This is a genomic window from Pseudomonas sp. 210_17 TE3656 (assembly GCF_054821965.1).
Genome location: NZ_JBTRBC010000001.1, coordinates 2,005,612 through 2,024,195, shown reverse-complemented (window position 1 = coordinate 2,024,195; position 18,584 = coordinate 2,005,612). Strand labels below are relative to the sequence as shown.

Below are 18,584 nucleotides of genomic sequence, written 5' to 3'. Positions count from 1 at the left end.
TCAGTACAGTTCTCTTGTGCGCGTTAGGCTAACACGCGCCTTCCTGGCGCAACCGCGACAATACGTCTCAAGACCAAAGCGTGGTTGACGGTGATCAACGCTTGCGCATCAAGCCAATAAAGAACAGACCGCCGATGGCTGCGGTGGCGATACCGATGGGCAGGTCCTCCGGCGAAATCAGTGTGCGCGCGGCAACATCGACCCAGATCAGGAACAGGCTGCCGAGCAGCAGGCACACCGGCAGCAGGCGCGTGTGTTCGGCACCGACCAGGCGTCGGGCAATGTGCGGGACCATCAGGCCGACGAAGCCGATGGAACCACTGATCGCCACCAGTACTCCGGTCAGCAGCGAGCAGATCAGGAAGGCCACCAGGCGCACCGAGCGCGCATTCAAACCGAGGGTCACCGCCGTTTGTTCGCCAGCCATCAGCGCATTCAGCGCGCGGGCCATGCCCAGCAACAGGGTCAGCCCCAGCAGCACGCTGATAGCCGGGATCGGCAGCAGCTCCCAGCGCGCCAGGCCCAGGCCGCCGAGCATCCAGAACATCACCGCGGAGCTGGCGCGGTGGTCGCCGAGAAACAGCAACAGGTTGGCGATGGCCATCATCACAAAGGCCACCGCCACGCCGCACAGCAGCAGGCGGTCGCTGTCCAGGCGGCCATGGCGGCTGGCAATCGCCAGCACTAGCAGCATGCTGCACAGGGCACCGACAAAGGCTGCCAGCGGCAAGGTCAGCACACCGAGTACTTCACCGATGTGCAGTACCACCAGCACCGCACCGAGCGTGGCACCGGAAGTCACGCCGAGCAGGTGCGGGTCGGCCAGGGGGTTGCGCGTCGTCGCCTGCAACACCGCCCCGATCATTGCCAGCCCACCACCGACCAGTGCCGCGAGGAGCATGCGCGGAACGCGAATAAGCCAGACGATATGTTCCTGCCCGGTGCTCCAGGCGGGGGCTTCGGGGGCAATGCCGAAGACCTTGAACAGCAGCACTCGCCATACCACCTCGACTGGTACCGGCGCGGCGCCAAAACCCAGCGACACCACGCAGGACACCAGCAGCAGGCCAATCAGTCCGAGCAACAGCAGGCGATAGCGACTCATGTGTCGTGCAGGCCTGCGGCGATGGCTTCGATGGCCTCGACGTTTTCCAGGCTCGGCGTGGCGCCGACGTAGGGAATGACTACGAAGCGCTTGTTGCGGATTGCCGCCACCGATTGCAGGGCCGGGTGCTGTTCGAGGAATGCCTGTTTCTGCGCGGCGCTGATTTCGCCATAGTCGACGATGACAATCACTTCAGGATTGCGCTCGACCACGCTCTCCCAGTTCACCCGGGTCCAGCTGGCTTCGATATCGTCCAGTACGTTGCGGCCACCAGCAGCGTCGATCAGCGCTTGCGGCATGCCCAGGCGCCCGGAGGTCATGGCCCGGTCTTCGCCGCTGTCATACAGGAACACCCGTGGGCGCTGTGCGGGCAGTTGTTGCTGTACGACGGCGATGCGCTGTTGCATCTGGCCGATCAACTGCTCGGCGCGGTCCTGCACATCGAAAATCCGGCCCAGGTTGCGCAGGTCGTTGTAGGTATCGTCGAGGCTGGCCGCCGGACGCTTCATGACGAAGGCGCAGGACTCGGTCAACTCGTACACCGGGATGTCCAGCGGCGCCAGGGTCTGCGGGGTCAGGTCGCCACCGACGCGCATGCCGTAGTCCCAGCCGGCGAAGAAGAAGTCGACATTGGCGTTGAGCAGGGTTTCCACCGACGGGTACTTGCTGGCCAGCTCCGGCAGGCCCTCGAGTTCTTTGCGCAGCTCAGGGGTGACTGCCTTCCAGCCGCTGACACCGCTGTAGCCGACCATGTGCTGGCGCAAGCCGAGGGCAAGCATCATCTGGGTCATGTTGATGTCATGGCTCAGGGCATGCGTCGGGGCCCTGTTGAAGGTTACCTGGCGGTTGCAGCTCTGAATGGTCAACGGGTACTGGGTCGCCTGGGCGAAGGCGCTGGTGCTGGCGAGCAGGCCCAGCAGCAGAAACAGGGTGGTTCGAATCATCGCTGGGTTATCCAGGTAAGGCGTGGGTGGTCGGCGAGGGGGTGGCGGTCGATCAGTGCCTGTACCCCGAAGACCTCGTGCAGCAACTCGGTGGTGAGCACTTCGCTTGGCGTGCCGCTGCCGACGATGCGCCCGTGGTCCAGCACATACAGGCGATCACAAAATGCGGCGGCCAGGTTCAGGTCATGGATGCTCGCCAGGGTACCGATACCCAGGCGCCGCACCTGCTGCAACAGCTCCAGCTGATAACGCGGATCGAGGTGGTTGGTCGGCTCGTCGAGGATCAACAGCTGCGGTTGTTGAACCAGCGCGCGGGCGAGGATTACCCGCTGCTTTTCACCGCCTGACAGGCTGGCAAAGGCGTGGTCGTCGAAACCCTCCAGGCCGACCGCCTGCAGTGCTGATTTGACCAAGCGGCGGTCTTCGTCGTTGTCGCCGTCGAACAGGCCCTTGTGCGGGGTGCGGCCCATGGCGACGACTTCCTCGACGTTGAGGCCGAAGGCATCGGGAAACTCTTGCAGGACCACGGCGATACGCTGGGCACACCAGCGCGGCGATTGCCGCCACAGGTCGTGCTCATCCAGACGCACCTGGCCACGCTCGGGCTTGTTGAAGCGATAAGCGCAGCGCAGCAGGCTGGTCTTGCCACTGCCATTAGGCCCGATCAGGCCGACGAACTCCCCCGCCCTGACCTGCAGATCGACCGCGCGCAGCTGGAACTGGTGATGACAATGGCCGTGGCCCAGGGGCGACCAGTGCAGGTCGCTGATACTCAGGGTACTCATGACAGTCCTGTCGAAAGCGGGCGCGTATGTTAGCGGAATTAGCAGGCGGGGGGGGATGCGGGGTCAGCTCGGTGGGAGCGGGCTTGCCCCGCGATTGCGGTTTGTCAGCCACATCGCATCGCGGGGCAAGCCCGCTCCCACAGGCGCACGTCAGGCTACTTTCAGTTTCCGTGACAACACTCCCCAGTCCAACACCCAAACCGCAAGCAGCGAAATGCCCACCAATGGAAATGCCACCCCTAACCCAATCATGATCACGGTTGCAGTCTTCCAGCGCGGCAGGTCATGACGCAGTGGCGGTACGCCAAGACCACCCTCGGGACGTCGCTTCCACCACATCACCAGTCCGCTGACCGAACCGAGCAGGATCATCAGGCACACCAGCAGAATGATGATCTGATTGAGCGGGCCGAACATCTTGCCCTCATGCAGCATCACCCCAAGCTCGGTGGCGCGGGCAACGTTGTTGTAATCCTGCCAACGCACATCCACCAGGACCTTGCCGGTGTACTGGTCGACATGCAGGGTGGCGTCATTGCGTGGGTCGTCTGCGAATACGGCAATGGTGTATACGCCGTCGGCGCTGGTGGGCAGCGTGATGCTGTAGCCAGGTTCGACCACGCGGGTGCTGGCCAGGTCCTGGACTTGCTGCAGGCTGATCTGCGGGGCCGCCGGTGCACTGGCCCCCATGCTGTGCCCGGAATGTTCGGCATGCGCGCCGGATTGTGGCATGGGGGTGTTTTCCATCGCCCAGGGTACGGTCTGGCGCGTTGCGCTGTTGAGCTCGCGAGCCTGTTGATCGGACTTGGGCACATCGTTCCACATCGCTGCCGGGAAGGTGTTCCAGACATCGGCGTAGTGCTTGCCCCAGAAACCGGTCCAGGTCATGCCACTGAGCAGCATCAATAGCAGCAAGGCCGACCCCCAGAACCCGGTGACCGCGTGCAGGTCGCGCCATAGCAGGCGTCCGCGGGCATTCAGGCGTGGCCAGAGCACGCCGGCGCTACGCTTGCCGCGCGGCCACCAGAGGTACAGGCCGGACACCACCAGGACGATGCCCCAGCCTGCGGCCAGCTCCACCAGACGATCGCCGACGGTGCCGATCATCAACTCGCCATGCAGGGCACGGGCGACCGCTTGCAGGTTGCTTTTCGCGTCCTGCTCGCCCAGCACGTTGCCGTCGTAGGGGTTGATGAACACATTCAGTTCACGACCTGCATCCTGAACCACAAACTGCGCGCTACGGTCGGCGGCCACCGCTGGCAGGTACTGGCTGATCTGGCCCTTGGGGTAAGCCTGGTGCACTTGCTGCAGCAAGCTGTCGGCGCTTTGTGTGTGGTGCCCGGCCTCGACCACCATCAAGTCGCGGTAGAGCAACGGATCAAGCTGTGGTTTGAACAGGTAGATGATCCCGGTGATCGCCAGCAGGATCATGAACGGGGCGACGAACAGCCCGGCATAAAAGTGCCAACGCCAGGCCAGGTTGTAAAAACTAATCGGCGGTTTGCTCATGGTGTGCTCCCATGTTGTGCAGAGAAGGCGCGATCGCTGATCGCGCCCCGGTGATGGATCAGAAACTCAGGTCGACCTTGGTCCAGAGCGTGCGCCCCGGCTCATTGATGGCCTGTGGATCGCTCGCGGGATAACCAAAGCCGGCATTACCCGCCAGGTTCAGGTGTTCGGCGTAAGCCTTGTCGAACAGGTTGTCGACCCCCGCGCTGAGCTTCAGGTGCTTGCTGACCTTGTAGCTGCCATTGAGCGAAAACACCCCGAAACCCGCGCTTTTTTCATAGTCCTTGCCGACCACGTTGCCGTAGTTTTCGGCAATGCGGTTCTGCGCGGCCACCACGCGCCAGAGTGCGCCCGCGCTCCAATCGTCACGGCTGTAGGTCAAGCCCAGGCGGCTTTCCAGCGGCGGCATCTGTGGCAGCGCCGTGCCATCACTGCTGTTCTTGCCCCAAGCGTAGGCCAGGGTTGCGTCGGCTTTCCAGTTGGAGGTCAACATATACGCCGCCCCCAGTTCGCCTCCCATGATCCGCGCGTCGACGTTCTGCGCCCTCGAGCTGCTCTTGCCCATCATGTTCGTGCGGTAGTCGAAGAGGATGTAGTCGCGGATCTGTCCGACATAGCCTGACGCCCAGGCTTGCAGATCTTCGGTCTGGTACTGGATGCCGAAGTCCAGCTGCGTGGTTTTCTCCGGTTTGATGCTGTCGAAGGCATTGACCGAACCGGCTGGCCCTGACTTGGGTGAAAACAGTTCCCAGTAGTCCGGGAAGCGCTCGGCGTGGCCGAGGCCAACGTAGGTGGTGGCAGGGATCTCGACAAGGTCATGCTCGTAGCGGACAAAACCGCTGGGCAGGGTGTCTGCGCGGGTATCGCCGTTGGTAGCGCTGGTTTCCCGGTAGTCCTTGGCCGAGGCACGGTCCAGGCGCGCGCCGCTGATCACGCGGTCCTGCTCGGCGGCATACCAGGTCAGTTCGCCGAACGCGCCGTAGTTGTGGAAGTCGGCGTCTTTGGTCCAGGGCATCTCCTTGTGCACGTCAATGCCCATGCCGCCGCGCTGGCGGTGTTCGTTGGTCTGCGCATCGACGCCGGCGATCAATTGCAGCTCGCTCCAGCGCCAGGTGCCCTTGATCCGGCCGCCCATGGTGCGGCGGTCGACGTTGCTGACCATCGGCATACCCATCATCCCCGTGCCCGAGGGTGTGCGCAGGGTGTAGTTGTCCATCACGTGGTCGGCGTAGTTGTAGTAGACCTGGGCTTCAAGTTTGTCCCAGACCTCGCCAATGTTGGACTTCTCAAAGCGCAGGCCGAGGCTTTCGCGCTTGAACTGCGAGCCGTCCATGCCGCGCCCGGCGTAACGGGCTTCGCCGTCGCCCTTGCCGGCCGTGAGTTCCACCAGGGTGTCGGCATCGGGTGTCCAGCCCAGGGCCACATCGCCATTCCACTTGTCCCAGCGCGACGGCACGGTGTCGCCATTGCCGTCCTCGTAATCATCCGAGTGCGACTGGTTGCCGACAAAACGCACGTAGCCAAGCGCGTTGCCCGCAGCGGTGTCGACGACTTTGTCGAAGCGGCCGTTGGAGCCGGCCAGCAGGCTGGCGTTGACCCGGCTGCCCAGCTCACCGAATTTCTCCGGGTTACGGTCAAAGAGGATGGTTCCGGCCGATGCGCCTGGGCCCCAGATCACGCTTTGCGGGCCTTTGATCACGGTCAGGCGGTCATAGGTTTCCGGCGAGATGTAAGAGGTGGGGGCGTCCATCCGGTTGGGGCAGGCGCCGAGCATCACGCCGCCGTTGGTGAGGATGTTCAGGCGCGAGCCGAACATGCCGCGCAGTACCGGGTCGCCATTGGTGCCGCCGGCGCGGATCGCGGAAAAGCCGGGGATGGTTTTCAGGTAGTCGGCGCCATCGCTGGCCGGCACCGGTTGGCGTGGGTCCTTGGGGTTGGTGACGATGGTCAGGGGCGAACTGGGGGCGACGGCGGTGATCACCGTCGGGCTCAGTTCGGAAGCGTCGTGAGCGTGCTCGTCAAGCGGCTGGCTGGCGGCCAGGGCGAAAGGGCTGAGCAGGGTGCCGCAGATCACGGCGAGGGCCCCGCGCAGGGACAAACGAAAGACAGCAGTACAGCTGGACATAGTGATTCCAACATCGATCAGTCATGAAGGCGCGCAAGGTCAGCGGCGAGGTGCCGGAGCCTTGAGTGCGGAAAGTGTTTTCAGACGGCGATGAAGGACGGTGGGGCGCGGGTTCGGGCCCCGGGGAAAACAGTCTGCCGGGCATGGCCCTGGCGGGGCTGGACGATCAGGGTGCTGCTGGCAGGCGCCGCTTCGATATTGAGCAGGCTCAGGGCCTGCGGCAGTGCCGGGCAGTGGAAGAACAGGCTGCAGTAGCCACATTTCTCCCAGATCACATGCAGCGATGGACTGCTGTTGTGATGGCTGTCGCCATGGCAATCAGCGCTGCTGTCCATGCTCATGGACATGCTCATGCCCATGTCTTTCGACATGGCACGGTGATCCATCGGCATCGACTGGGAAACCAGTGGGCCGATAAAGATCATCAACATGGCGAACAGGCTCAGCCAGCTGCCGCGAACCCTCCTGGAATCAGGGCGCGCGTGGCGGGTGAGGCTGCTGCGGGCGATGCTCATGGTGAGCAGCGTTCAGCGGTCAGTGATTGTGTACTTCACCTTCGGGCGCTTGCTTCTGCACCGCGACTTGGACGGTGATGTCGCCTGCGTTCTTGAAATGCAGGGTCAACGGGAAGCGCTTGCCGTCAGTCAGCAGGCTGCGGTCCTTGGGTTGCATCAGCATCACGTGGTAGGCACCGGGGGCGAACACCAGGTCTTTGCCTGGGGCCACTTCGACGCTCTGCACCTGCTGCATTTTCATCAGGCCGTCCTTGTGCACATGCTCATGCAACTGGGCATCGTCGCTGATCGGGCTGTCGACACTGAGCAGCGTGTCGGCGGCAGTACCGTTGTTATGGATGACGAAGTAGGCAGCAACGTTAGGGGCGTTGGGCGGCAGTTCCTGCGACCACGGATGGGCGATATGCAGATCACCCTTGGTGTATTCGTGGGCAGTGGCAAAGGTTGCCGGCAGCAACAGGGCGGCCAGCAGCAGGGCGTTCTTGAACATGGTGATTCTCCAGTCGATTCAGGTTCGCAGCAGTGAGCGTAGTGAAATCAGGCCAGAGGGGAGGCGCGTGGATTCAGCGCCGGCCACAGTTGACGCGGGGTCGGCTGGTTGGCGGTGAGCAGGATCCTGGGCGGTGCAAAGTCCTGGGCAGGCAGCAGCAAGCGTGGCGGATGCCCTGGCAGTGCCAACAGTGGCGCAGCCCCGGAACAGCACCAGCAATGCTGCATGGTCGAGTGGTCATCGTTCTGTTGGCTGCCGTCCGGCGAGCCTAGAGAAATGGCGATCAGTTTGGTGCCGCCAGTGGAGCAGAATGCACCCCAGAGCAACTGTTCGCTCTGGCTTTTTGGCGCGGCAGCGGACAACGGCATGGCCAGCAGATTGAACAGCACTGCAAAGCAGGCGATCCAGGCATGGGCAAGCCGATGTGATGGCATGGAGAGATCCGGTCAGGAATCGAATGGTGGCTATTTAGCCAGAGTTGAAAGTATATGTAAAAAAGCCGGGCATGCGATGAAGTGTCGCACGGGCCCGGCTTTTAGAGGGTAGCTGAGGGTCAAACAGCCTTGTTGCGACCCATCAAGCCACGCACGGTTTCCTGCAGGTCGGCCGGGAGCACCACGACTTTGGCGTTGTCGCTGCCGGCCAGGTTTTCCATCGCACCGATGTAGCGTTCACCCAGCAGGTACATCGCCGGGGTGATCTCGTTGCCGACCGCGTCCCTGACCAGGGTGATCGAACGGGCCGAGGCTTCGGCCAGGTTGATCTGCGCTTCGGCATCGAGCTTGGCCGATTGCAGGCGGGCTTCAGCCTCGAGAATGGCGGCCTGCTTGGCACCTTCGGCACGGGTGACGTCGGCTTTACGTTCACGCTCGGCAGCGGCCTGGCGTTCCATGGCGTGCTGCATGTTTTCCGAGGGCTTGATGTCCTGGATCTCGACCGAGCGGACGGTCACGCCCCAGTCTTCGGTCTGCTCCGACATCGCTTCGCGCAGGCGCGCCTTGATCTGTTCGCGGCTGGAGAGGGCTTCGTCCAGATCCATGGCGCCGACAATGGCACGCAGCGAGGTCATGGTCAGGCTGGTGACTGCGTAGGTGAAATCCTGCACCCCGTAGGCGGCTTTCTGCGGATCGACGACCTTGGCGAAGCACAGCGCGTTGGCGACGATGACGGCGTTGTCGCGGGTGATGATTTCCTGTTGCTGCACGTCGAGGATGATGTCTTTGGTCGGCAGGCGGTAGGCGACCACGTCCATGTAGGGAATGACGATGTTCAGGCCGGGCTTGAGGGTGGCGTGGTAGCGACCCAGGCGCTCGACGATCCACTCCTCGCCCTGAGGCACGATGCGCACCCCTTTGAACAGGGTAATGATGACGAACGCGGCGATAGTGGCGGCGACGATAAGGCTGGTCATGTATCAAGCTTTCCTTTTGCTGATCAGGCCCGGGTGACCCGGGCAGTATTGCCTTCGATGGCAGTGATGCGTACGCGCTCGTCCGAGGGGATCTCGGCATCGGCGACGCAGATCCATTCCTCGTTGCCGAGGATCGGTTTCTGGAAGCGCACACGGCCCTTGGTGAACTCGGAGACCGTAGCGGTGAGCAGGCCGACTTCGCCGATCACGTTGTCAGCGGTCCAGCGGGTGTCCGGCTTCTTCTTGCGAAACACTTTGAACCACAGCAGCGTGGTAATGGACGAGAGCGCTACCCAGAGCAGCACCTGCATGTCGAGCTGCAGGCTCGGGGCCAGGTAGGCGATGAACGACACCAGCACAGCGCCGATGCCGAACCAGAGAATGAAGAAGGTCGGCAGCACGAGTTCGAGCACAACCAGGCCGAAACCGAACACCAGCCAGATCCACCATTGCATTTCCATATGGGCGAATTCTTCCAGGGGGAAAGGGCGTAGTGTAAGGCAGGGGAGTGATGGTGGGCTATCGGATGAATCTGAAGCAGCAATAGGCTTGGTCGTAGGAATGTCCTGAGGAGCGATGCAGGGCCTGTGGGCGCGGGCTTGTCCTGCGGCTTCGCTAATTAACCGGGGTCAACCAGTCTTCCACACGCAACCCCGGAACCCGCTGAAACTCGCGCAGATTATTGCTCACCAGCACAAGCCCGAGAGAACGTGCGTGCCCGGCGATCATCTGGTCATAGGGGCCGACCGGTGTGCCGGCTCTGGCCAGTTCTGCGCGCAGCTGGCCGCTGTGAGCTGCGGCATGACTATCGTAATTGAGGACTTCGAGGCGTGCGGCAAACCCTTCGATTACGGATAGATTGCGTTCAGGCACAGCTGACTTCTCTGCCCCGTAGATCAACTCCATCAATGTGATGGTGCTGATGCACAGTTGGCCGTGATGACGATTGAACGCTTCACGTACCTCCTCAGGCTTGTTCTTGAGGGTGAAGATGCAGATGTTGGTGTCGAGCATGAACTTGAGCATCAGAACCCTTCGCGTTCCTGATCAGCTGGCTGCTCTCGCGAGGCCATGAAATCCGGACTGACGCACTCACCCTCGAACCAGTTGTCCCACGCCTCACCCGCAGGCGAGATGATTCGGGTGCGACCGATGGCGACAACATCCACACGTGTGATGTTTTCAGGTAAGGCGACGGATTTAGGCAAGCGGATGGCCTGGCTGCGGTTGCTTTTGAAGACGGCACCTTGATCCATGGAGGGCCTCCTTGGAAAGTCTGAATGTATGTCCGAGTTTATGCTGAGTCAGGTATATGTCAACGGGATATACATTGCTGTTTGAGTGCAGCGATCATCTCACCAACACCAAATAACTCCCGATCCACCCCCGGCAACTCAGGCCGCTTCAAAACCAGCACCGGCAAACCACGCTCCCGCGCAACTTCGAGTTTGGGCTCCGTAGCACCGCTGCCACTGTTCTTGCTGATCAGCACATCAATCTGCCGGCGCTCGAACAACGCACGTTCGTCTTCGAGGTGAAACGGTCCGCGTGCGCCGATCACTTCGCAACGCTCATTACCCGGACAGGCTTCCAGAGCACGCAAGGTCCAGAACTGCTGCTCCGGGATTTCGTCGAGATGCTGCAAGGGCTCGCGGCCAAGGGTGAACAGCGGACGCCGGAACGGCCGCAGCGCTTCGATCAATTCGGCCCAGTCGGCCACTTCGCGCCAGTCATCTCCGGCTTGCGCCTGCCAGGCCGGCCGTCGCAGGGCCCAGCAGGGAATGCCGGTTAGCTGTGCGGCGCGGGCTGCGTTGGCGCTGATCTGCGCAGCATAGGGATGGGTAGCGTCGACCAACAGGTCGATGTTTTCCGCGAGTAGATAAGCGGCCAAGCCCTCGGCCCCACCAAAACCGCCAACCCGCACCTGACAATTCAAGTCATTGGGCACCCGGCCGATCCCGGCCAGGCTGTAGACATGCTCCGGGCCCAGGGTACGGGCAATGGCCAATGCCTCGGTGACGCCGCCAAGTAACAGAATCCGTTTCATGCAAAGGCCCCCGCATGGCCGACGATGCCGCCTTGCCGGTCGATGGCAAACACTTCTACCTGCACCTGGGCAGGCACTACGCTGCGCGCAAAGGCCAGGGCATGGGCGCAGACTGCATCACCCAGGGCGATGCCCGCAGCGCTGGCCATGGCCAGGGCCTGCTGGCTGGTATTGGCCTGGCGAATCGCCGCTTGCAAGTCGCTGCCGGCACCTATGGCTGCGGCCCACTCGGCCAGTTGCGGCAAGTCGATACTGGAGTGGCGGCTGTGCAGGTCCATGTGCCCGGCAGCAAGCTTGCTGATCTTGCCGAAGCCGCCGCACAGGCTGAGTTTATCCACAGGCACTTTACGCAGGTGCTTGAGTACTGCACCGACGAAGTCGCCCATTTCGATCAGGGCGATTTCCGGCAGGTTGTAGACCCGACGCATGGTGTCTTCGCTGGCGTTGCCGGTGCAGGCGGCGATGTGCAGGTAGCCGTTGGTTTTCGCCACATCGATACCCTGGTGGATCGAGGCAATATAGGCCGAGCAGGAGAACGGCCGAACGATGCCGCTGGTGCCAAGAATCGACAGACCACCCAGAATGCCCAGGCGCGGGTTCATGGTTTTCAGCGCCAGGCTTTCGCCGTCCTGCACATTTACCGTGACTTCAAAACCGCCGTTGTACGCACACGCTTCGGCAAGCTGCTGCAGGTGCTCGGTCATCATCCGCCGTGGCACCGGGTTGATCGCCGGTTCGCCCACCGCCAGGACCAGACCTGGACGGGTCACGGTACCCACGCCTGTGCCAGCGACAAAGCGCACACCGGGTTCAGCCTGCAGGCGCACGCGACTGTAGAGCAGGGCACCATGGGTGACATCCGGGTCGTCACCGGCATCCTTGAGGGTGCCGGCTTCGGCGCCGTCCGCATGCAGGCGACAGAATTCCAGGCGCATCTGCACCTGCTTGCCCTTGGGCAAGGTGATCTGCACTGCGTCGCTCTGGGCACCGGTCAGCAGCAGGCGTGCCGCAGCAAGACTGGTGGCAGTGGCGCAGCTGCCGGTGGTCAGGCCGCTGCGCAGGGGGGCGGGTTGTTCCTGGGTCTCGTCACGCATCAGCGGGTTTGATCGCTTCTAGCAGGGTGATCGGCAAGGCCTGGCGCCAGGTATCGAACTCGCCCAGCGGCTGGGCCTGGGCGATATGGATGCGGGTCAGTTCGCCGCCATGTTGTTCACGCCAGTTGACCAGGGTCAGCTCGCTTTGCAGGGTCACTGCATTGGCCACCAGGCGGCCACCCGGGCGCAGTTGCGCCCAGCAATGTTGCAGCACACCTTCACGGGTGACACCGCCACCGATGAAGATCGCATCCGGGCGTTCCAGTCCCTCCAGCGCCTGCGGAGCACGGCCACGGATCAATTGCAGGCCAGGGACGCCAAGGGCATCGCGGTTGTGTTCGATCAGTTGTTGGCGACCCTCATCGGATTCAATCGCCAGTGCCCGGCAACTGGGATGGGCGCGCATCCACTCGATGCCGATCGAGCCGCTGCCAGCGCCGACATCCCACAGCAACTCACCCGGTTGCGGCGCCAGGCGGGCGAGGGTGATGGCGCGTACGTCACGTTTGGTCAGTTGACCGTCGTGCTCGAAGGCGGCGTCAGGCAGACCTGCCAGGGGCGACAGCCGCGGTGCATCGGGGGCGGCCAGGCATTCGATGGCAACCAGGTTCAAGTCGGCGATGTCGCTGTGCGGCCAGCGTCCGGCAGTGCCTTCGAGGCAGCGTTCGGCGCTACCGCCAAGGTGCTCGAAGACCTGTATACGGCTTGGTCCGAAGCCACGTTCGCGCAGCAACGCGGCAATCGCCGCCGGGCTGCTGCCATCGTTGCTCAGCACCAACAGGCGCACACCGCTGTACAGATGAACATTGAGGGCACTGAGTGGCCGGGCCACCACCGACAGTGTCGTCACCTCCTGCAACGGCCAGCCCAGACGCGCAGCGGCCAGGGCGCAGGAGGAGGGCATCGGCAACACGTTCATCTCATCGGCGTCGAGCTGGCGGGCGAAGCTGGCGCCCACCCCGAAGAACATCGGGTCACCGCTGGCCAGCACGCACACCGGTTCGCCGCGCAGGGCCAGCACTGGCGCCAGGGAGAAAGGGCTGGGCCACAACAGGCGTTCGCCGCGTATGCAGCGCGGCAGCAAATCCAGCTGACGCTGGCCGCCAAACACCCGTGAAGCAGCCAACAGTGCACGCCGGGCATTCTTGCCCAGGCCACTGAAGCCGTCTTCACCGATACCTACTACAGTCAGCCACGGCGACATGCGTTTTCCTCAATACCCAGCAATCCGACCGGCAGGCTTTTCATGCCTTCGGACAAAGCAGGCATAATACCGCGCCTTCTACACTGAAGTGCCTTTTCACGATTGTCGGGTGACCTTTTGAACCAGCCTGTATCGGCCCACCAGCCCCACGCTTCGTTGCGCCCCTCGGCCTGTCCGGGGTTGCTGCGCATCGTCCAGGCCAAAGACGGTGGGATTTGCCGGATCAAGCTGGCCGGCGGTGCGCTCACGGCTGACCAGGCTGATGCGGTCGCTAGTGCTACCGAACGGTTTGCCGCTGGCGAGATCGAGGCCACCAACCGCGGCAATCTGCAGGTCCGTGGCATCGGCAACGAACAGGCCGGGCTGATCGAACTGTTGTTGGCGGCCGGCCTGGGCCCGCGCGATGCTGCGGGGGACGATGTCCGTAACCTGATGCTCAGCCCGGTAGCCGGGGTCGATCCGCAGTTGCTGTTCGACACCCGCCCTTTGGCGGCGCAGCTGCTGCAGGCGCTGGAAACCACGGAGCGCTTCCATCAGCTTTCAGCCAAGTTCGCCGTGCAGCTGGATGGCGGCGAAGCGTTGGCGATGCTTGAACACCCCCATGACCTGTGGCTCAGCGCCGTGCAGCTGGATGGTGCACTATGGCTGGCGTTTGGCCTGGCAGGTTGCCCTGCGCAGGATTCACCCCTGGGTGCTGTGCCCCTGGCTCAGGGGCATGCGCTGGTGCTGGCGGTGCTCCATCGCTTTCTCGACCTGGCCACACCAGAGCAAGCGCGTATGCGTCAGTTGCTGGTCGAGCATTCGCCAGACGATTTTTTCGCGGGGCTCGGTTTGTCGATCCGTCGCGACCCGGCTGTCTTGCAATGGCGTCGCCCGGCAACGGCTGGCAGCCGCTATCTGGGGGTTTATCCACAGCGCCAAGCTGACCTGAGCGCGGTCGGCGGTGCTGCACCGTTGGGCCGCCTGAGCCCGTCGATGCTGCGCGGCGCTGCGCAACTGGCGCGTGAATGGGGTGACGGCAGTCTGCGCATGACGCCTTGGCAGAGCCTGTTGCTACCCAATATCCCACACCGCCACGTCGACGCCGTTCAGACCGGACTGGCCCAGCTCGGCCTGCTGTGCTCGGCAGATGAACAGCTGGCTCGTCTGGTTGCCTGCACCGGTTCTGCCGGGTGCGCCAAGGCCCAGGCCGAGACCAAGGGCGATGCCCGGCTGCTGGCCACATTGCTCACCAGCGGCGCCCCGGCCAGTGTGCACCTGAGCGGCTGTCCACGTTCCTGTGCCATGGCCCACGTCGCTCCGGCCACCTTGCTGGCGCAAAGCCCGGGCCACTATGACTTGTATCTGCGTGACGCAGCCCAGCCGGGTTTCGGCAGCCTGCGCGCACGCAACCTCACACTGAAAGAAGCCGGCGCACTGCTAGACGCCTGCCCACGGAGCACCCTTGATGATTGATTACATCCGCGATGGTCAGGAGATCTATCGCAATTCCTTCGCGATCATTCGGGAGGAAGCGCGGCTCGATCGTATTCCTGCCGATCTGGAAAAACTCGCGGTTCGGGTGATCCATGCGTGCGGCATGGTCGATGCCATTGATGGCCTGCAGTTTTCGCCAGGCGCCGGCAAGGCCGGGCGTGATGCCCTGGCCGCCGGTGCGCCGATTCTCTGCGATGCACGGATGGTTTCCGAGGGCATCACCCGTGCTCGACTGCCAGCCAATAACCCGGTGATCTGTACGTTGCGTGACGAACAGGTACCGGATCTGGCCCGTGAGCTGGGCAACACCCGCTCGGCGGTGGCCCTGGAACTCTGGCGCCCGCACCTTGAAGGTAGCGTGGTGGTGATTGGCAACGCGCCGACCGCGTTGTTCTACCTACTGGAAATGCTCGATGCCGGTGCACCGAAACCGGCGTTGATTCTCGGTTTCCCGGTGGGCTTTGTCGGTGCTGCCGAATCCAAGGCGATGCTCGCTGCCGACAGCCGTGGCGTGCCTTTTGTGATCATGCAGGGCCGTCTGGGCGGCAGCGCCATGGCGGCGGCTGCGGTCAATGCCCTGGCCACGGAGGTCGAATGATGCAGGCTCGTGGACGTTTGCTTGGCCTGGGCGTGGGCCCCGGCGATCCGGAACTGATTACCCTCAAGGCCTTGCGCCTGCTGCGCGAATCGCCAGTGGTGGCTTACTTCGTCGCCAAGGGCAAGCGTGGCAATGCCTTTGGCATCATCGAAGGTCACTTGCAGGAGGCCCAGACGCTGCTGCCGCTGGTGTATCCGGTGACCACCGAAGCGCTGCCCGCACCGTTGTCGTACGAACAGGTAATCAGCGATTTTTATGATGAGGCCGCGCTGGAAGTGGCTGCCCATCTGGATGCCGGGCGCGATGTCGCGGTGATCTGCGAAGGTGATCCGTTCTTCTATGGCTCCTACATGTACCTGCATGACCGGCTCGCCGAACGTTACGATGCCGAGGTGATTCCGGGGGTCTGCTCGATGCTTGGCGGTGCTTCGGTATTGGGTGCGCCGCTGGTCTATCGCAACCAGAGCCTGTCGGTGTTGTCAGGTGTGTTGCCGCACGATGAGCTCAAGCGTCGACTGGCCGATGCCGATGCCGCAGTGATCATGAAGCTTGGGCGCAACTTCCCCAAGGTCCGTGCAGTACTGGCTGAGCTCGGTCTGGCCGAGCGTGCTCTGTACGTGGAGCGGGCAACCATGGCCAATCAGAAGATCGTTGCCTTGGACGAGGTCGATCCGCAGTCGTCGCCGTATTTCTCGCTGATCATCGTTCCGGGCGAAAGGTGGCAGGGGTGATGACGCGCAAAGCACCGGCGATTGTCATTCTCGGCACCGGCAGCCTCGCCACTGCCCGCAAGATCCAGCAGCTGTATCCGGACGCGTTGATCCATGGCCTGCAGGGCCGGGTCGAAGACGTCGATCGCAGCTATCACGAGTTCGGCGCCACTGTGCGCCAGCTCTATCTACAGGACACACCGATCATCGCCTTGTGCGCGGCCGGTATCGTTATCCGCACCCTGGCCAGCCTGCTGCTGGAGAAGGGCGTCGAGCCACCGGTACTGGCTGTGGCCGAGGATGGCAGTGCTGTGGTGCCGCTGCTCGGTGGTCTTGGCGGGGTCAACCTCATGGCCCGGGAAATAGCCGCAGGCCTGGGTGTTGCCGCGGCAATCACCACCAGTGGCGAACTGCGTTTTGGTACCTGCCTGCTCAACCCGCCCAGTGGCTATGCCCTGGCCGATCTGGAGCTGGGCAAGCGTTTTGTCAGCGACCTGTTGGCTGGCGAATCGGTGCGTATCGACGGGGAGGCGCCCTGGCTCGCCGATGCCCAATTGCCGCAGAGCGATCAGGCGCAACTGGCCATCCATGTTGGCTGCGACGCGCGGGAAGTTTCGGCCCATGAGCTGGTGATCTATCCGCGTTGCGTGATGCTGGCGGTCACGGCTGTCGTGCCGGCGCTGGCCACAGTGGTACGTGATGCATTGCGTAGTGCACGCATCGCCGAGCCCGCCTTGGCTTGTCTGTTGGCGAGCGATTCGTTGATGGCTGATCCGGACCTGCACGCGGCAGCGGCCGAGCTGGGTGTTGCGCTGCGTTTCGCGCCGGCTGCCGAAAACGCCAGTGCCCTGGCAGCACAGGCGTTGCCGCAGTTGCTGCCACCGCAGCCGGTGAGCGAAGGTCTGGCAATTCTGGTTTCGAACCAGCCCATTGACCCGTTGCAGATCGGTCGCGCCCGCGGTCGTCTGGCGGTGATCGGTCTCGGCCCAGGCGCGGCCGAACTCATGGTGCCCGCAGTCAAGGCCGAGCTGGCCCGGGCCAACGATATCCTCGGTTATGAAACCTATGTGCGCATGGCCGGCCCGTTCCGGGCGGACCAGGTCATGCATTGCACCGACAACCGCGAAGAAATGCAGCGCGCCCGGCATGCCTTCGAGCTGGCCGCCCAAGGGCGCTCGGTGGTGGTGGTGTCCTCTGGCGACCCGGGTGTATTTGCGATGGCCGCTGCGGTGCTTGAGGCGTTGCACGAGTCCACTGATCCGCACTGGCATGCGGTTGACCTTGAAGTGCTGCCCGGCGTTTCCGCGTCTCTGGCCACTGCCGCCCAGGCCGGTGCGCCGCTGGGGCATGACTTCTGTGTGCTGTCGCTATCGGACAACCTCAAACCCTGGTCGATTATCGAGAAGCGCCTGGACCTCGCCTGTCAGGCCGATCTGGCGTTGGCGTTCTACAACCCGATCTCGCGCTCACGGCCCTGGCAGTTGGGGCGGGCACTGGAGATCGTGCGCCAACACCGTCTTGGGACAACGCCTGTAGTCCTTGGCCGTGATGTGGGTCGGCCAGGGCAGACACTGCGCGTCCTCCAGTTGCACGCGTTGACGCCGGAGGATGTGGACATGAGAACCATGGTGCTGATCGGCTCCTCTACTACTGTTGCCTTCGATCGTCCGGGGCGGCAGCCATGGGTTTATACGCCCCGGTGGTACGGTCACAAACCCTGACTCCCCAGAGGGCATGTTTCACCGTGCCCATTGTGTCTCTGACGGATCAATGTGATGGGGGTGGCTTGCCAGCAAGCCATCCCCATCAATGATCAAGGAAGAGCACTCATGAGTGAAATTCAAAGCGCTGGCAACAATGTCCAGTTGAACAACGGCGACCTTCTGGTGTTCGTGGGTTTGTCCAAGGAAAACAGCGACGCACTCAAGTACAGCCATCTGTTCAGTACCCTCGCCGCTTCGGCGCAGTATTTTCCGACAACCGAAGGCCAGCAATGGTTCCAGACCTACCTGCAGACCATGCAAACCTGCGGTTGGCTGCCAATCAAGTATTCGTACACCAAGGAAGTCGCAAGTTCTCAGAACCTGTCGGTCAAGAACCTGTTGGTCAAGGCCGTGCAGGCTGGCCTGGGTTACGCCACCGGCGGCGCCACGACCATCGCCACACTGGTTGGCGTTGCCAGCGACGCGGTTGATACCTTGGCGAAAAATCCTGAGGCCACCGCGCTATTCGATCGCACCAGAGCCGAGAAAGAAGGCACAGCACTGAACATGGCGGTATGTACCCAGGACGCCAATGGTGAGGTGATGCTGAGCGTCGGCTGTGTGCAGAGCACCGAGTCGCCTCCGGGCAAAACCAATGTGTTGGTCTTTGAGTGGAGCTCCAGCCATTCGGATACCTATACCGGCGCTGCCGCCTTGTCCTTCCACCGAGGTCTTTATGACCAGGTAAAAGACACGCTGATTGAGCGTGTAGGCGATAAAAGCAAGAAGGACGTGCTCACCCTGTCAATCGAGCCGAAAAAACGCTCGTGAAGGCGGGCACCGGCGACTGCGGTCGCCGGTGTTT

The 18,584-nt window shown here is 62.9% G+C and carries 20 protein-coding genes; 5 read left to right on the top strand and 15 right to left on the bottom strand.

Annotated features, from left to right (window positions below; all coding sequences use genetic code 11):
- Nucleotides 1–94: 94 nt before the first annotated feature.
- The 15 genes from ACVI9W_RS09595 to cbiE all read right to left on the bottom strand — a co-directional run bounded on the left by ACVI9W_RS09595 (nucleotide 95) and on the right by cbiE (nucleotide 13,232).
- Nucleotides 95–1,105, bottom strand: coding sequence for a FecCD family ABC transporter permease (locus tag ACVI9W_RS09595; RefSeq protein ID WP_038615119.1), 1,011 nt, complete (start codon nucleotides 1,103–1,105; stop codon nucleotides 95–97).
- Nucleotides 1,102–2,049 (bottom strand): ABC transporter substrate-binding protein, encoded by a 948-nt coding sequence (locus tag ACVI9W_RS09590; protein ID WP_461529869.1) that lies wholly within the window; start codon nucleotides 2,047–2,049, stop codon nucleotides 1,102–1,104. The genes ACVI9W_RS09595 and ACVI9W_RS09590 overlap by 4 nt, the downstream gene beginning before the upstream one ends.
- Nucleotides 2,046–2,834, bottom strand: a complete 789-nt coding sequence (locus ACVI9W_RS09585) for an ABC transporter ATP-binding protein (protein WP_461529868.1) — start codon at nucleotides 2,832–2,834, stop codon at nucleotides 2,046–2,048. The genes ACVI9W_RS09590 and ACVI9W_RS09585 overlap by 4 nt, the downstream gene beginning before the upstream one ends.
- 150 nt (nucleotides 2,835–2,984) lie before the next feature.
- A complete protein-coding gene (locus ACVI9W_RS09580; RefSeq protein WP_461529867.1) occupies nucleotides 2,985–4,346 on the bottom strand; it encodes a PepSY-associated TM helix domain-containing protein in 1,362 nt (453 codons plus the stop codon).
- Nucleotides 4,347–4,404: 58 nt separating this feature from the next.
- Nucleotides 4,405–6,471, bottom strand: a complete 2,067-nt coding sequence (locus tag ACVI9W_RS09575) for a TonB-dependent copper receptor (protein WP_461529866.1) — start codon at nucleotides 6,469–6,471, stop codon at nucleotides 4,405–4,407.
- Between the two features lie 80 nt (nucleotides 6,472–6,551).
- Entirely contained in the window at nucleotides 6,552–6,986 is a 435-nt protein-coding gene (locus ACVI9W_RS09570) for a DUF2946 domain-containing protein (protein WP_461529865.1), read from the bottom strand.
- 19 nt (nucleotides 6,987–7,005) lie between these two features.
- The gene (locus ACVI9W_RS09565) at nucleotides 7,006–7,476 is read right to left on the bottom strand and encodes a copper chaperone PCu(A)C (protein ID WP_461529864.1); all 471 of its coding nucleotides are present in this window, start codon (nucleotides 7,474–7,476) and stop codon (nucleotides 7,006–7,008) included.
- 47 nt (nucleotides 7,477–7,523) lie between these two features.
- Nucleotides 7,524–7,910, bottom strand: a complete 387-nt coding sequence (locus tag ACVI9W_RS09560) for a DUF2946 domain-containing protein (RefSeq protein WP_461529863.1) — start codon at nucleotides 7,908–7,910, stop codon at nucleotides 7,524–7,526.
- Between the two features lie 119 nt (nucleotides 7,911–8,029).
- Nucleotides 8,030–8,887 (bottom strand): SPFH domain-containing protein, encoded by an 858-nt coding sequence (locus ACVI9W_RS09555; RefSeq protein ID WP_461529862.1) that lies wholly within the window; start codon nucleotides 8,885–8,887, stop codon nucleotides 8,030–8,032.
- Between the two features lie 23 nt (nucleotides 8,888–8,910).
- Nucleotides 8,911–9,348, bottom strand: coding sequence for an NfeD family protein (locus tag ACVI9W_RS09550; protein ID WP_461529861.1), 438 nt, complete (start codon nucleotides 9,346–9,348; stop codon nucleotides 8,911–8,913).
- Nucleotides 9,349–9,502: 154 nt separating this feature from the next.
- Complete coding sequence (gene vapC, locus ACVI9W_RS09545) at nucleotides 9,503–9,913, bottom strand: type II toxin-antitoxin system tRNA(fMet)-specific endonuclease VapC (protein WP_461529860.1); 411 nt, start codon at nucleotides 9,911–9,913, stop codon at nucleotides 9,503–9,505.
- Complete coding sequence (vapB, locus tag ACVI9W_RS09540; RefSeq protein WP_461529859.1) at nucleotides 9,913–10,143, bottom strand: type II toxin-antitoxin system VapB family antitoxin; 231 nt, start codon at nucleotides 10,141–10,143, stop codon at nucleotides 9,913–9,915. The genes vapC and vapB overlap by 1 nt, the downstream gene beginning before the upstream one ends.
- A gap of 59 nt (nucleotides 10,144–10,202) precedes the next feature.
- Nucleotides 10,203–10,934: a cobalt-precorrin-6A reductase gene (locus ACVI9W_RS09535; protein ID WP_461529858.1), complete on the bottom strand. Its 732-nt coding sequence runs from the start codon at nucleotides 10,932–10,934 to the stop codon at nucleotides 10,203–10,205.
- Nucleotides 10,931–12,028 (bottom strand): cobalt-precorrin-5B (C(1))-methyltransferase, encoded by a 1,098-nt coding sequence (locus tag ACVI9W_RS09530; protein ID WP_461529857.1) that lies wholly within the window; start codon nucleotides 12,026–12,028, stop codon nucleotides 10,931–10,933. The genes ACVI9W_RS09535 and ACVI9W_RS09530 overlap by 4 nt, the downstream gene beginning before the upstream one ends.
- Nucleotides 12,021–13,232 (bottom strand): precorrin-6y C5,15-methyltransferase (decarboxylating) subunit CbiE, encoded by a 1,212-nt coding sequence (cbiE, locus tag ACVI9W_RS09525; protein ID WP_461529856.1) that lies wholly within the window; start codon nucleotides 13,230–13,232, stop codon nucleotides 12,021–12,023. Before cbiE ends, ACVI9W_RS09530 begins: the two co-directional genes overlap by 8 nt.
- 117 nt (nucleotides 13,233–13,349) lie before the next feature.
- Here cbiE and cobG point away from each other — a divergent pair, with 117 nt between their 5' ends.
- From cobG to ACVI9W_RS09500, 5 genes are all read left to right on the top strand, one after another.
- Entirely contained in the window at nucleotides 13,350–14,687 is a 1,338-nt protein-coding gene (gene cobG, locus ACVI9W_RS09520) for a precorrin-3B synthase (protein ID WP_461529855.1), read from the top strand.
- Nucleotides 14,680–15,306, top strand: coding sequence for a precorrin-8X methylmutase (locus tag ACVI9W_RS09515; protein ID WP_038615097.1), 627 nt, complete (start codon nucleotides 14,680–14,682; stop codon nucleotides 15,304–15,306). Before cobG ends, ACVI9W_RS09515 begins: the two co-directional genes overlap by 8 nt.
- Complete coding sequence (locus tag ACVI9W_RS09510; RefSeq protein WP_191830766.1) at nucleotides 15,303–16,037, top strand: precorrin-2 C(20)-methyltransferase; 735 nt, start codon at nucleotides 15,303–15,305, stop codon at nucleotides 16,035–16,037. The genes ACVI9W_RS09515 and ACVI9W_RS09510 overlap by 4 nt, the downstream gene beginning before the upstream one ends.
- Entirely contained in the window at nucleotides 16,037–17,737 is a 1,701-nt protein-coding gene (gene cobJ / locus ACVI9W_RS09505; protein WP_461529854.1) for a precorrin-3B C(17)-methyltransferase, read from the top strand. Before ACVI9W_RS09510 ends, cobJ begins: the two co-directional genes overlap by 1 nt.
- A 108-nt stretch (nucleotides 17,738–17,845) precedes the next feature.
- Nucleotides 17,846–18,550, top strand: coding sequence for a hypothetical protein (locus tag ACVI9W_RS09500; protein ID WP_461529853.1), 705 nt, complete (start codon nucleotides 17,846–17,848; stop codon nucleotides 18,548–18,550).
- Nucleotides 18,551–18,584 lie beyond the last annotated feature (34 nt).

Excerpts from the sequence above, each read along its gene's own strand:
- ACVI9W_RS09595 (WP_038615119.1), bottom strand. The coding sequence starts at position 1,105 with ATGAGTCGCTATCGCCTGCTGTTGCTCGGACTGATTGGCCTGCTGCTG.
- ACVI9W_RS09590 (WP_461529869.1), bottom strand. The coding sequence starts at position 2,049 with ATGATTCGAACCACCCTGTTTCTGCTGCTGGGCCTGCTCGCCAGCACC.
- ACVI9W_RS09585 (WP_461529868.1), bottom strand. The coding sequence starts at position 2,834 with ATGAGTACCCTGAGTATCAGCGACCTGCACTGGTCGCCCCTGGGCCAC.
- ACVI9W_RS09580 (WP_461529867.1), bottom strand. The coding sequence starts at position 4,346 with ATGAGCAAACCGCCGATTAGTTTTTACAACCTGGCCTGGCGTTGGCAC.
- ACVI9W_RS09575 (WP_461529866.1), bottom strand. The coding sequence starts at position 6,471 with ATGTCCAGCTGTACTGCTGTCTTTCGTTTGTCCCTGCGCGGGGCCCTC.
- ACVI9W_RS09570 (WP_461529865.1), bottom strand. The coding sequence starts at position 6,986 with ATGAGCATCGCCCGCAGCAGCCTCACCCGCCACGCGCGCCCTGATTCC.
- ACVI9W_RS09565 (WP_461529864.1), bottom strand. The coding sequence starts at position 7,476 with ATGTTCAAGAACGCCCTGCTGCTGGCCGCCCTGTTGCTGCCGGCAACC.
- ACVI9W_RS09560 (WP_461529863.1), bottom strand. The coding sequence starts at position 7,910 with ATGCCATCACATCGGCTTGCCCATGCCTGGATCGCCTGCTTTGCAGTG.
- ACVI9W_RS09555 (WP_461529862.1), bottom strand. The coding sequence starts at position 8,887 with ATGACCAGCCTTATCGTCGCCGCCACTATCGCCGCGTTCGTCATCATT.
- ACVI9W_RS09550 (WP_461529861.1), bottom strand. The coding sequence starts at position 9,348 with ATGGAAATGCAATGGTGGATCTGGCTGGTGTTCGGTTTCGGCCTGGTT.
- vapC (WP_461529860.1), bottom strand. The coding sequence starts at position 9,913 with ATGCTCAAGTTCATGCTCGACACCAACATCTGCATCTTCACCCTCAAG.
- vapB (WP_461529859.1), bottom strand. The coding sequence starts at position 10,143 with ATGGATCAAGGTGCCGTCTTCAAAAGCAACCGCAGCCAGGCCATCCGC.
- ACVI9W_RS09535 (WP_461529858.1), bottom strand. The coding sequence starts at position 10,934 with ATGAAACGGATTCTGTTACTTGGCGGCGTCACCGAGGCATTGGCCATT.
- ACVI9W_RS09530 (WP_461529857.1), bottom strand. The coding sequence starts at position 12,028 with ATGCGTGACGAGACCCAGGAACAACCCGCCCCCCTGCGCAGCGGCCTG.
- cbiE (WP_461529856.1), bottom strand. The coding sequence starts at position 13,232 with ATGTCGCCGTGGCTGACTGTAGTAGGTATCGGTGAAGACGGCTTCAGT.
- ACVI9W_RS09515 (WP_038615097.1), top strand. The coding sequence starts at position 14,680 with ATGATTGATTACATCCGCGATGGTCAGGAGATCTATCGCAATTCCTTC.
- ACVI9W_RS09510 (WP_191830766.1), top strand. The coding sequence starts at position 15,303 with ATGATGCAGGCTCGTGGACGTTTGCTTGGCCTGGGCGTGGGCCCCGGC.
- cobJ (WP_461529854.1), top strand. The coding sequence starts at position 16,037 with ATGACGCGCAAAGCACCGGCGATTGTCATTCTCGGCACCGGCAGCCTC.
- ACVI9W_RS09500 (WP_461529853.1), top strand. The coding sequence starts at position 17,846 with ATGAGTGAAATTCAAAGCGCTGGCAACAATGTCCAGTTGAACAACGGC.